General features: G+C 72.0%; 12 protein-coding genes. 6 read left to right on the top strand and 6 right to left on the bottom strand.

What is annotated here, in order from left to right; genetic code table 11:
* Window positions 1–50 precede the first annotated feature (50 nt).
* On the top strand, window positions 51–2,207 hold the full coding sequence (locus ACTWQF_RS00970; RefSeq protein WP_443276121.1) for a putative bifunctional diguanylate cyclase/phosphodiesterase: 2,157 nt from the start codon (window positions 51–53) through the stop codon (window positions 2,205–2,207).
* A 31-nt stretch (window positions 2,208–2,238) separates the two neighbouring features.
* Here the strand turns inward: ACTWQF_RS00970 and ACTWQF_RS00965 are convergent, their stop codons facing one another.
* The 5 genes from ACTWQF_RS00965 to ACTWQF_RS00945 are packed head-to-tail and all read right to left on the bottom strand — an operon-like array spanning window position 2,239 to window position 6,124.
* Window positions 2,239–3,300 (bottom strand): serine hydrolase domain-containing protein, encoded by a 1,062-nt coding sequence (locus tag ACTWQF_RS00965; RefSeq protein ID WP_443276119.1) that lies wholly within the window; start codon window positions 3,298–3,300, stop codon window positions 2,239–2,241.
* 11 nt (window positions 3,301–3,311) lie between these two features.
* Window positions 3,312–4,241 (bottom strand): DUF6895 family protein, encoded by a 930-nt coding sequence (locus tag ACTWQF_RS00960; protein ID WP_443276118.1) that lies wholly within the window; start codon window positions 4,239–4,241, stop codon window positions 3,312–3,314.
* Window positions 4,238–5,227, bottom strand: a complete 990-nt coding sequence (locus ACTWQF_RS00955) for a DUF6895 family protein (RefSeq protein WP_443276116.1) — start codon at window positions 5,225–5,227, stop codon at window positions 4,238–4,240. Before ACTWQF_RS00955 ends, ACTWQF_RS00960 begins: the two co-directional genes overlap by 4 nt.
* Entirely contained in the window at window positions 5,224–5,889 is a 666-nt protein-coding gene (locus tag ACTWQF_RS00950) for a hypothetical protein (protein ID WP_443277514.1), read from the bottom strand. Before ACTWQF_RS00950 ends, ACTWQF_RS00955 begins: the two co-directional genes overlap by 4 nt.
* Window positions 5,890–5,938: 49 nt before the next feature.
* Window positions 5,939–6,124 carry a hypothetical protein gene (locus tag ACTWQF_RS00945; protein ID WP_443276114.1) on the bottom strand — a complete coding sequence of 62 codons (186 nt, stop codon included), beginning with the start codon at window positions 6,122–6,124 and terminating at the stop codon, window positions 5,939–5,941.
* A gap of 242 nt (window positions 6,125–6,366) precedes the next feature.
* Between ACTWQF_RS00945 and gatC the strand changes: the two genes are divergently transcribed.
* Genes gatC through gatB form a run of 4 tightly spaced genes read left to right on the top strand, consistent with a single transcriptional unit; the run spans window position 6,367 to window position 9,949 of the window.
* Window positions 6,367–6,663, top strand: coding sequence for an Asp-tRNA(Asn)/Glu-tRNA(Gln) amidotransferase subunit GatC (gatC, locus tag ACTWQF_RS00940; protein ID WP_443276113.1), 297 nt, complete (start codon window positions 6,367–6,369; stop codon window positions 6,661–6,663).
* A 5-nt stretch (window positions 6,664–6,668) separates the two neighbouring features.
* Window positions 6,669–8,165 carry an Asp-tRNA(Asn)/Glu-tRNA(Gln) amidotransferase subunit GatA gene (gene gatA, locus ACTWQF_RS00935; RefSeq protein ID WP_443276111.1) on the top strand — a complete coding sequence of 499 codons (1,497 nt, stop codon included), beginning with the start codon at window positions 6,669–6,671 and terminating at the stop codon, window positions 8,163–8,165.
* Window positions 8,162–8,407, top strand: coding sequence for a hypothetical protein (locus tag ACTWQF_RS00930; RefSeq protein ID WP_443276110.1), 246 nt, complete (start codon window positions 8,162–8,164; stop codon window positions 8,405–8,407). The genes gatA and ACTWQF_RS00930 overlap by 4 nt, the downstream gene beginning before the upstream one ends.
* Window positions 8,408–8,440: 33 nt before the next feature.
* The gene (gatB, locus tag ACTWQF_RS00925; RefSeq protein WP_443276108.1) at window positions 8,441–9,949 is read left to right on the top strand and encodes an Asp-tRNA(Asn)/Glu-tRNA(Gln) amidotransferase subunit GatB; all 1,509 of its coding nucleotides are present in this window, start codon (window positions 8,441–8,443) and stop codon (window positions 9,947–9,949) included.
* A gap of 77 nt (window positions 9,950–10,026) precedes the next feature.
* Here gatB and ACTWQF_RS00920 read toward each other — a convergent pair whose 3' ends face one another.
* The gene (locus ACTWQF_RS00920; RefSeq protein ID WP_443276106.1) at window positions 10,027–10,716 is read right to left on the bottom strand and encodes a TetR/AcrR family transcriptional regulator; all 690 of its coding nucleotides are present in this window, start codon (window positions 10,714–10,716) and stop codon (window positions 10,027–10,029) included.
* Window positions 10,717–10,837: 121 nt separating this feature from the next.
* Between ACTWQF_RS00920 and ACTWQF_RS00915 the strand changes: the two genes are divergently transcribed.
* Window positions 10,838–11,767, top strand: a complete 930-nt coding sequence (locus ACTWQF_RS00915) for a zinc-binding dehydrogenase (RefSeq protein ID WP_443276105.1) — start codon at window positions 10,838–10,840, stop codon at window positions 11,765–11,767.
* Window positions 11,768–11,892: the final 125 nt, after the last annotated feature.

The raw sequence follows: 11,892 nt of genomic DNA, 5'->3' as shown, positions 1-11,892 counted from the left end.
ACGCCTGTCGTGGCGAGGGGCAGGCGTGGACGGCTGCGAGAGGGACCAGGATGCTGGATTTCTCCGGGGGATCCAGGCCCCCGTTCTCCCGCCTGCCCTCGGACGGCACCCGGGGCGGGGCGGGACGAGACACCGGGGCCGGCGGCGAGGAAGTGCCGTGGCTCCAGCGGCTCCTCGCGGTGCGACCACCGCTGCTGCCCCTACTGGTCGTGGCCGTTGCCGCGTTGGCGCTGGCCTGTGGGATCGGCCGGGCGGTGTGGCAGGGCCATGCGCTCTTCCCCGGCGGAGCGGCCGGCTGGCCGTTCGCGGTGCTCACCGGCTGCGTGGTGGCGCATCTGGTCACCATGAGCCGGGACCGCTGGTGGGGCGGCACGGGTTCAGGCCCGGCGCTGACCCTCGCGATCCTGGTGCTGCACGGCTGGGTGCCGGCGCTGCTCGTCAGCCTCGCCGTCGTCGTCCTGGTCGGTGCGGCGCGCCGGACCAAGTGGCGGCAGGCGCTCGTGCACGGCGCCATCGACATCCTCGGCATCGGCTCCGCCGGCCTCGCCCTCGCCCTGTGCGGGGTGCACCCCTCGGTGGAGCACCCGTGGCGGCCTGCCGCGTGGCCGGTGTGGGCCGTGGTGGGGATCCCGCTGGTGGCCGCCGTGTATCTGCTGGTCACCCGCGCGCTCCAGTGGTTCTGCTTCGCGCCGCGCACTCGCGGACTGCCCTCGGCACTGCGTACCGCACTGGTACGGCAGGGCCTGGTCGCCGTCGCGCTGCTGGGCATCGCGCCGCTTATCGTGGTGGTCGCCGTCCACAAGCCGCCGCTGCTCCCGCTGTTCGCCGTTCCGCTGATCGCGCTCGACTCCACGCTGCGGATCGCCCGCGCCCGCGCCGAGGAGCAGCTGCGCGACCCGCTGACCGGACTGCCCAACCGGCTGTGGCTGCTGGAGCGTGCCTGGGCCGCGCTGGACGAGGCCGAACGCAACTCGACGCGCTCCGCGCTCGTCCTCATCGACCTCGACCGCTTCCGCTCCGTCAACGACACCCTCGGCCATCTCGCGGGCGACCGGCTGCTGTTGCAGATTGCCGAACGGCTGCGGGCAGCGCTGCCGCGCGGCGCCGAGGCGGCCCGGCTCGGCGGGGACGAGTTCGCCGTGCTGCTGCCGGTCGCCGACTCGACCACCAGCGCGCAGCGCATCGCGCGCGGCCTGGTCTCCGCGCTCAGCTCCCCTCTCGATCTGGACGGGCTGACGCTGGTGCTGGAGGCCAGTGCCGGTGTCGCCGTCTTCCCCGACCACGCCACCGAGGCCGAAGGTCTGCTGCGCCGCGCCGATGTGGCGATGTACGAGGCCAAGCGCGACCGCACCGCCGTCGAGGTCTACGAGGCCACCCGGGACGGCAACACCCCCGACCGGCTCGGCCTGCTCGCCGACCTGCGGCGCGCGCTGGACGCCGGCGAGGTGGAACTGCACTACCAGCCCAAGGTCGGCTTCGACGGCACGGTCTCGGGGCTCGAAGCGCTGGTGCGGTGGGCGCACCCCGAGCGGGGCCGGGTGCCCCCGGACGAGTTCATCGCCATCGCCGAGACCTCCGGGCTGATGCCACGGCTGACGGAGTACGTGCTGGAGACCGCGCTCGCCCAGGTGGCGACCTGGCGCTCGGGCGGCCTGACGGTGCCGGTCGCCGTCAACGTCTCGCCGCGCGACGTCCATTCGCCGGGTTTCGCGGGCGCGGTTGCCGCACGGCTGGCCCGGCACGGGGTGCCGCCGGGCGCGCTCCAGCTGGAGATCACCGAGCATGTGCTGCTGGAGGACCCGCAACAGGCCGCCGACACGCTGGCGGGGCTGACGGGGCACGGAGTGAAGATGTCGCTGGACGACTTCGGGACGGGCTACTCCTCGCTGGTCCATCTGCGGCGGCTGCCGGTGAGCGAGCTGAAGATCGACCGGTCGTTCGTGGCGCGGCTGGCGGTGGACACCGAGGACGCGGAGATCGTGCGGTGCACCGTCGATCTGGCGCACTCGCTGGGGCTGCTGGTCGTCGCGGAGGGCGTCGAGGACGACGAGACGTGGGAGCGGCTGCGGGATCTCGGATGCGACGCGGTCCAGGGGTGGTTGGTGGCCGCCGCCATGCCACCCGGCGAGACCACCGCGTGGCTGCGGGCCCGGGAGGTCCCGGCGTCGCACTCCGTATCGTCAGGGCCGCCTGCCCGGACCCCGTGACGCGAGGTCCCGCGGCCGGGGGCCGGTCCGCTCAACCCGCTGACTGCTCGGCGAGCCCGTACAGCAGCTCGTAGGCGGCAAGTACCAGCCGGCAGCCGCGTGATCTGCGGATCCTGCGGCTGCTGCGGGTGGCCGCGGCCGCGAGGCCGGTGCCGGACGCCGGGTGGTAGCCGAGGAACGCCTGCTGGCCGAAGGTCGCACCGGCGTGGAAGAGCATCGGCCCGCCCGGCGCGGGGTGCTGGAACCAGGTGAGGGTGTGTGTCTCACCGCGCCGGCCGCCCCGGTGCAGCTGCGGCACCTGCACCTCCTTCAGCGGCCCGCTCAGCGGGGTGCCGGCGGGGTGCAGATGAGCTTCCAGATAGCTGAGCATGTCGTGCGGAGCGGCCCGCACGGCTCCCGCGGCGCAGAACGCGCCCATGTCGGTGCTGGGGACGGGGGTGCGGCCGTCGGTGCGGAATCCCACGGCGTCCGCACCGGCGGGCCCGGGCGCCAGCGTGGTGCTGGTCAGCCCGAGGGGGCGCAGCACCCGGGTGCCCAGCAGCGCCGGGTACGCGGCCCCGGCCGCCCCGGCCAGTGCCGGGCCCAGCAGCGCGGCGCCGAAGTTGGAGTAGATCCAGCGGCTTCCCGCCGGGTGCCGGGGCCGGGTGGCGGCGAAGGTGTGCAGCAGCCGGCCGGTGTCGTAGCGGGCGTAGCCGCTCACGTGGGGGTGCAGGAGCGCCCCCGGGATCAGGTCGTAGGGGATGCGGGGCAGTCCGGAGGTGTGGGTGGCCAGATGGCGCAGCGTGATGCTGCGGGAGGCACTGTGCGGCAGCCGCAGGGTGGGCGGCAGGTGAGCGGCCAGCCGGTCGTCCTGGGTCAGTAGTCCCTCGGTGGCCAGCGTGGTCAGGAGCAGTACGGCGAACGTCTTGGACAGCGAGCCGAGTTCGTAACGCAACGCCTCACGGGGGGTCTCGGATTCGTGTGCCCGGCCGCCGGTCACCACGGTTCGCCTCCCGCCCCGGGTGACGGCGAGCACCACATCGGGCGCGTCGAGGTCGGCGACTTCCCGGGTGAGCCGGTCGCGCAGCGCCCCCTCGGAACCGTGCGTCCTCACCCGCCACGCCTTCATACGCCGCCCGCCGACAGCGAGCGAGAGGTGGCCATGGCCGACGCGAACGCGGAGACAAGGGTGGGGTGGTGCACGATGTCGAAGACGTCGGACGGGTCGCCCTCCGGCATCCGGCCGCACACCGGCATCGCTCCCGTCCCGGACTGCGCCGCCGCGTACCGCTCCCACAGCTGCCCGTCCAACGTGGGGCGCGGCAGGCAGGCGTCGACGATGAGGAGTTCGCCCAGCAGGTCCCAGTGCTCGAGCTCGGCCCAGTCCTGCGCCCAGGCCGGCAGATACAGCTCCAGATAGGCGGCGAGCTGATCCGGGAGATGCTCGGGCTGCTCGCCCCAGTTGGTGATGTGGAAGACGGTGTGGGTGATGTCGTAGGCGATGTGCAGGTCGACCGTCCATGGCTCCGGACGTTGACCGAGCCATGTGGCCGCAATCGCCTCGGAGAAGTCGCTGCTGGGTGACAGCCCCATCCTCCGCTCCGCGTTGAGGACGCCCAGCCGGCGGCTCTGGGGCATTTCCAGCGCCCGCCAGGTGGCGCTGCGCCGGGGGACCTCCAGTGCGGCCTCAAGGCCGGGGTGCCGGTAGTCCAGTTCGTGGAAGACCGCGTAGATCTCCAGGGACACCGGGGAGAACGGCTCGTTGCGCTGGTGCGTGGCCAGCACGTTTCCGCCGTCCAGCAACTCCCGCCAGGCGAAGTCCAGCAGCGACCCGGCACGCGCACGCTGCCGACTGCCTGCCACCCCCTCGCGGAAGAGCATCCGCATGTTGATCGCCAGTTCACCGATCGGCTTGAGACGTTCCACCAGCGCATCCCCCCGCGCCAGGTCCGTCTCGGTCAGCCGGAAGTAGTCACGGTGGGCGTCGAGCCAGGTCAGCGCGCGGTCGCCGACGGTGTGCAGCACGGCGGGGGGAGCGGAAGCAGTCATGGTCATCCGGTGGCCTCGCTGTCCAGGATCGGGGTTGCGGTCGCGGTCCGGGCCAGGGTGCCGGCGAACGCCAGCACGAGCGTGGAGTGGTAGCAGGCGAGGAAGACATCGGCGGTGCCGGTGCCGGTGCCAGGCAGCGGCGCGGGCCCCTGTTCCGGGAGGGCGCCGTCGGCTGTCCTGGCGTCCGCCAGCCGCTGCCAGGCCACCGGGTCGAACGGCGCGGCGGGCAGGCAGGCCGTCACGGCCAGCAACTCGCCCACCAGGTCCCACAGCTGCTCCTCCAGCCAGCTCTCCACCCACGCGGGCAGCCACAGCCGCAGATACGCCGCCGACGCGGGGGAGAGCCGGGCCCGGTCGCGGCCCCAGTCGGTGAGGTGGAAGACGTCGTGGGTGAGCCCGTAGGCCGTTCTGCACTCCAGCAGCCAGGGCTCCGGCAGGTGGCCCAGACCGGTGTGGGCCAGCACCACGTCGAAGTCGGCGTGGCGCGGCAGCCCGATCCGTGCCTCGGCGTTGAGCACGGCAAGCGTCCGGGTGTGGTCGTCGCGCGCCACCCGCCAGCCGCGCAGCCCGGTCGTGGTCCGTACCAGTTCGTCCACAGCGGCGTTGCGTAGCCCGGCCCGGGCGAAGGAGCCGTACAGCTCCACCGGGTACGTGGCCTGCGGCTCCCGCCGGACGAGTTCGGCGAACAGATCGCCCTCGCCGGTCTCCTGCCAGGCGAGGGCGAGCAGCCTGCCCGCCTGGGTGCGCAGGGCGGACAGCGGGTGGCAGGCCGCGATCACTGCCGTCAGCTCGGCGAGTTCACCGAGCGGTTTGAGGGTGGTGTTCGGGTCGGCGGTGGTGGTGACGTCGGGCGGCAGGTGGAAGCGGTCACGGTTGCGCTCGGCCCACTCCAGGCTCTCGCCCACCAGGATGTCGAGGAGCTCCGCCGCCCCTCCCTGAAGCTCCTCGGGTCCTTGGCGCCGTCCCGGGGCCGCCGCGCGCGCGGCGGTCACCGGCCCCGCCCGAAGAACCGCTGGGCGGCGATGACGTGGACGGCGACCCGGGAGTCGTCGCTCATCTGCTGTACGAAGCGCAGCCCGTTGTCCAGCCCGAGGGTGGGCGGCGTCTGCGGCAGCCGGGCCAGCCAGCGGCCCAGTCCCGCCGACTGCTGCCAGTCGCGGCGTCGCACCGCGCGGACGAAGCCGCGGGCCAGGTCCTCGGCGCGGCCGGCCAGCCGGTCGGTGAGGTCCGGGGCGAGCCCGGGCAGCGCCAGCGACGCCAGCTGGGACACCCGATGGGACAGCCGGGGCCAGGGTTCGGCGTCGAGCCAGTCGTCTCCCGGCTCGGGCGGCGACGGCAGGTACGCCGCGTGGGTCGGCAGGAATGCACGTGAGGCTTCCACCAGCCCGCGGTAACTCCAGGACGAGACGGCCGAGCCGCCGTCGGTGGGCGGGAACGCGGTCAGCGCCTCCCGCACCATCGCCGCATCCGCACTCCCCGCACCGTCGGCCCCGGGATGACCGTCCAGCGCGTACGGGGCCAGGGCGTCGGCCCCGAGTACCCGGACCGCGGCGGGGGAGAGTGCGTCCTCCTGCCGCAGGGTCCGGGAGAGCGCATAGGGATCGCCCTCGCCGCGGAGGGCGAGGGCGATCTCGGATGCGGCATCAGCGATCACCGCACTCAAGGCGGCTGCTCCCTGTGCCTGTTCCGTCAAGACGGCCCCCTTACTTGGTGTCCGTCTTGGGACGGGGGGTCGGGGGCGAGATGAGCAGCAGAGCCGCAAGCAGAAGCGCACCCGCGCACTCGCGGGAGTCGCGGAAGACGCCGTCGGGCTCGGGGGCGCTCATCAGGTCTTCCACCTCGGTGGCCAGCGCTGCGGTGTCGGGCTGAGTGGTGCGATCCATAGGCATAAGATCACTCCTTTTCCTGTCGGGGACAGCCTCCATCGTGAGGCTCTACCGATAAGTGCGCAATTCGGGAAAATCCGGACATGGTTCCGAGTCTCTGACCAGGGGCGACGCCCCTGCCCCGGCGCAAACAGCGGTGTCCGACCGAGTCGGGGGAGCCGGGCGCGAAAGCCGGTCCCGGGTAGCCGGGGGTGCCCCATAGGATTGGGGCGGACCATTCGACACTCACCCCAGAGGACCGCTGCATGCCTGGCATCTCGCGCGAGGAGGTCGCCCACCTCGCGAAGCTGGCGCGCCTGGAGCTGAAGGACGAAGAGCTCGACCACTTCGCCGGACAGCTCGACGACATCATCGGCGCGGTAGCCGCCGTCTCCGATGTCGCCGACGAGGACGTACCACCGACCTCCCACCCGCTCCCGCTCACCAACGTCATGCGACCCGACGAGGTCCGTCCGTCGCTGACCTCGCAGCAGGCGCTGTCCGGCGCCCCGTCGCAGGAGCAGCAGCGTTTCAAGGTTCCGCAGATCCTGGGGGAGGAGTGACCGGGATGGCCGGCGAACTGATCAAGCTGACCGCCGCCGAGCTGGCGGCGAAGATCGCGAGTGGTGAGGTCACCGCCGTCGAGGCGACCGAGGCGCATCTGGCCCGCATCGAGGCCGTGGACGAGAAAATCAACGCCTTCCTCCACGTGGACCGCGAGGGCGCCCTCGCACAGGCCCGCGAGGTCGACGCCAAGCGGGAGCGCGGCGAGAAGCTGGGCCCGCTGGCGGGCGTCCCGCTGGCGCTGAAGGACCTGTTCACCACCGAGGGCGTGCCCACCACCGCGGGGTCGAAGATCCTGGAGGGCTGGATCCCGCCGTACGACGCGACGGTCACCAAGCGCCTCAAGGACGCGGACGTCGTCATCCTCGGCAAGACCAACATGGACGAGTTCGCCATGGGGTCCTCCACCGAGAACAGCGCGTACGGCCCGACGGCCAACCCCTGGGATCTCACCCGGATTCCGGGCGGTTCCGGCGGTGGCTCCGCGGCCTCGCTCGCCGCGCACATGGCGCCGCTGGCGATCGGTACGGACACCGGCGGCTCGATCCGCCAGCCCGCCGCCGTGACCGGCACCGTCGGGGTGAAGCCCACCTACGGCGGGGTGTCCCGGTACGGCATGATCGCGTTCTCCTCCTCGCTGGACCAGGGCGGGCCGTGTGCCCGTACGGTGCTGGACACGGCGCTGCTGCACAGCGTCATCGCGGGCCACGACGAGAAGGACTCGACCTCCGTCGCGCAGCCGGTCCCCGACATCGTGGCCGCCGCCCGCAACGGCACGGCCGAGGGAATGCGCGTCGGCGTCGTCCAGCAGTTCCGCGGTGAGGGCTTCCAGGCCGGGGTGATGCAGCGCTTCGACGAGTCGGTCGAGCTGCTGCGCGAACTGGGCGCCGAGATCGTGGAGCTGTCCTGCCCCTCGTTCAGCAAGGGGCTGGCGGCCTACTACCTGATCGCCCCCTCGGAGTGCTCCTCGAACCTGGCCCGCTTCGACGCCATGCGCTACGGGCTGCGGACCGGGGACGACGGCACCCACTCGGCCGAGGAGGTCACGGCGCTCACCCGCGAGGCCGGCTTCGGCCCCGAGGTCAAGCGCCGCGTCATGCTGGGCACCTACGCGCTCAGCTCCGGCTACTACGACGCCTACTACGGCTCGGCGCAGAAGGTCCGTACGCTGATCACCCGGGAATTCGAGAAGGCATTCGAGCAGGTGGATGTGGTGATCTCGCCGACCACGCCCACCACCGCCTTCCCGATCGGGGAGCGCGTCGACGACCCGATGGCGATGTACCTCGCCGACCTGTGCACCATCCCGTCCAACCTGGCGGGCAACTCCGCCATGTCGATCCCGTGCGGGCTCGCGCCGGAGGACGGGCTCCCGGTGGGGCTGCAGATCATCGCCCCCGCCATGGCCGATGACAGGCTCTACCGTGTCGGTGCGGCTCTGGAAGCCGCCTTCCAGGCACGTTGGGGTCACCCGCTGCTAGAGGAGGCACCGTCGCTGTGAGTTCGAAGCTGCAAAAGGCCAAGGGATTCAAGAAGTCCAGGACCGGGCTCTACTTCTCGATCGTCGGCTCGCTCATCAGCGTCCCCGGCACCGTCAAGCGCGCCAAGGAAGCCAGGAAGGAAGGGGACACGCTGCAGCTGATCGATGTGGCGGTCTCCGCGGCGGGCATCGTCACGGGCGTGGTACTGCTCGTGCGCGAGCTGCGCCGCCTGGACAGCGACGACATCCTCGCCGACGACTGACGCGGGCCTGAGGGGCAGAAAGGTAAGTTTTCCGTGACCGTCACCGAACTGGTGTCGTACGACGAGGCGCTGGCCTCCTACGACCCCGTGATGGGCCTCGAGGTCCACGTCGAGCTCGGCACCAGGACCAAGATGTTCTGCGGCTGCTCGACGGAGCTGGGCGCCGAGCCCAACAGCCAGGTCTGCCCGACCTGTCTGGGCCTGCCCGGCGCGCTGCCCGTCGTCAACAAGGTGGGCGTGGAGTCCGCCATCCGTATCGGCCTCGCGCTGAACTGCAAGATCGCCGACTGGTGCCGCTTCGCCCGGAAGAACTACTTCTATCCGGACATGCCGAAGAACTTCCAGACCTCCCAGTACGACGAGCCGATCGCCTTCGACGGCTATCTGGACGTCCAGCTGGAGGACGGCGAGGTCTTCCGCGTCGAGATCGAGCGCGCCCACATGGAGGAGGACACCGGCAAGTCCACCCACGTGGGCGGGGCGACCGGCCGTATCCACGGCGCCTCCCACTCGCTGCTCGACTACAACCGCGCGGGCATCCCGCTCATCGAGATCGTCACCAAGCCCATCGTGGGCGCGGGCGAGCGGGCCCCCGAGGTCGCCAAGGCGTACGTCGCCGAACTGCGCGAGCTCATCAAGGCGCTCGGCGTCTCCGAGGCCCGGATGGAGATGGGCCAGATGCGCTGCGACGTCAACCTCTCGCTGCGCCCCAAGGGCACCGAGAAGTTCGGCACCCGCAGTGAGACGAAGAACGTCAACTCGCTGCGCAGCGTCGAGCGTGCGGCGCGGTTCGAGATCCAGCGGCACGCTGCCGTGCTCTCGTCCGGCGGCACGATTATCCAGGAGACCCGGCACTTCCACGAGGACGACGGGTCCACCACCTCGGGCCGGGTCAAGGAGGAGGCGGAGGACTACCGCTACTTCCCCGAGCCCGACCTGGTGCCCGTCGCGCCCTCGCGCGAGTGGGTCGAGGAGCTGCGCGGCACACTGCCGGAGCTGCCCCGGCTGCGGCGCAAGCGGCTCCAGGAGGAGTGGGGCATCTCCGAGCACGAGATGCAGTCGGCGCTGAACGCGGGCGCCGTCGATCCGATCGTCGCCACGGTGGACGCGGGCGCCCCCGCGGACCAGGCCCGCAAGTGGTGGATGGGCGAGCTGGCCCGGCGCGCCAACGAGGACGGCGTCGAGCTGACGGTGCTGCCCATCACCCCCGAGCAGATCGCCCGGATCTGCGCGCTGGTCGCCGAGGGTTCGCTGAACGACAAGCTCGCCCGGCAGACCATCGAGGGCGTACTGGCCGGTGAGGGCGGCCCGGACGAGGTCGTCGAGAAGCGCGGCCTCAAGATCGTCTCCGATGAGGGCGCGCTCGGCACGGCCGTCGACGAGGCCATCGCCGGCAACCCGGACATCGCCGAGAAGGTACGCGGCGGCAAGGTCCAGGCCGCCGGCGCCCTGGTCGGCGCCGTCATGAAGGCCACCCGGGGCCAGGCGGACGCGGCCCGCGCCCGCCAGATGATCCTGGAGAAGCTGGGCGTGGAGGGCTGACGCTCCCTTTTTGACGCAGCCGACGAGGGGCGGGGCACCGTAGCTGGTGCCCCGCCCCTCGCCGTGTTGTACGGGGCTCAGCGCGGGACGATGCTGAGGGTGAGGCTCTCCGGTACGGCGGCGCAGGCGTCCTGGACAGCATCGACCAGTCCTGCCGCGCCCGGCTCGGCGGGGTCGGCGACCCACTGGTCCAGGGCCTGGTGGAAGGCGGCCACGAGGATGTCGACGGCCAGCCGGAGCAACAGCCCCTCCCGCGCGGCCCGGCCGCCGTCGTCCAGCTCGAATCTGCGCTTCATCAGATCCACGGCGGCGGCGCTGGTGCGGTCGCAGAACGCGAGCCCGTGGGCGTCGATGGAGGGCGCCTGAGCGGCCAGCCGACGGCTGCGGCGCACGCGTTGCGCCCAGTCGCCGTCCGCCGCCGCCATCCGCTCGATGGTGGCCAGCAGGGTGTCGCGGAGCAGCGCGAAGGCCGAGCGGTCGGCGGATGCGGCCGGGTCGGCGGTCTCCAGCTCCCTCAGGAAGGCCGTCCACATGTCATGGGTCGGCGCCAGGGCCACGTCTTCCTTGCTGTCGAAGGTGCGGAAGAAGGTGCGCTTGGAGACCTCCACGGCATCGCAGAGCGCGTCGAGCGTGATGCGGTCGAAGCCGTGCTCGGTGAACTGTTCCAGCGCGGTGTCGATGAGCGCCTGCCGTGTACGGAGCTTCTTGCGCTCGCGCAGGGTCAGGGGCTTCTCGTCCGCCTCGGGTCCCTTCTCGGTGGCCGTCATGGCAGAAGTGTAGCCCCAGCCGCGAATGCCTCTTGATGGCTTGTGCCTCTCAGTGGCACTATTAACCGGTGAAGCGGCCGCGTGCTGTGCGCGACCGCGCCCGATCGGAGGTACCACTGCCATGCGAGCCCTGCTTGTCGACCCTTCCGCACCCGCTGGTCTCCGCCTCGGTGAGGCGCCCGACCCCACGCCGGGCCCGCACCAGGCGCTGGTCCGGGTGACGGCGACCTCCCTCAACCATGGAGAGGTGAAGTTCGGCCCGAGCGCCGCCGAGCAGGGCACAGTTCTGGGCTGGGATGCCGCAGGTGTCGTCGAACGCGCCGCCGACGACGGCTCAGGACCGGCGGCCGGTACCCGTGTGGTGACCCTCGGGGGAGACGGCGGCTGGGCGGAGCTCCGTGCCGTGGACACCGCCCTGATCGGCGCCGTCCCCGAGGGCGCGGACCTGGGCGCCATCAGCACCGTCCCCGTCGCGGGCGCCAGCGCCCTGAACGCCCTGCTCCGCACCGGCCCGCTGCTCGGCAGGCGCATCATGATCACCGGCGCGACGGGCGGAGTTGGACGGTATGCGGTGCAGTTGGCGCACATGGGCGGAGCCCGCGTCGTGGCCGTCACCGGCAACCCCGCGAAGCACGCGGAGGCGCTGCGCGCACTCGGCGCGGACGAGGTGGTGGCCGCCCCCGCCGACGTCGGTGAGCCGGTGGACGGCATCGTGGACATGGTCGGCGGCCGGCAACTGGTCGCGGCGTACGAACGGCTGGCCGCGGGCGGCGCCCTGGTCGTGGTCGGTCACGCGGGCGGCGACGACGAGCACTTCCCGCACGGCGCCTTGTACGGGGACAACGGCCGTCACGACCGTTCCATCGTCACCTTCCATCTGCTGCAGTGCCGCGAGCTCGCCAGGGACCTGACCTGGCTCGCGGAACAGGTCGCAAGCGGCACCCTCGACGCAGGGACGACCTGGCGCGGCCCGCTGGACAAGGCCGCCGAAGCCGTCGAACTTCTCCTGGGACGCCGACTGCATGGCAAGGCGGTGCTGGACGTCGGCTGATCCGTTGCCGGGGAGCCCCGGAATGGGCTCCGGTAAGGGGGTGCCCCTGCCCGAAGCATGCGGGCTGTGGCCCGGGTTGTGGCTTGTCGCGCAGTTCCCCGCGCCCCTTCGGGACGTGGGGAACT

Source organism: Streptomyces sp. 8N114, assembly GCF_052245835.1.
Lineage (GTDB): Bacteria > Actinomycetota > Actinomycetes > Streptomycetales > Streptomycetaceae > Streptomyces.
The sequence above is the reverse complement of the archived record's forward strand: the minus strand, read 5'-3'. Positions and strand labels throughout refer to the sequence as shown.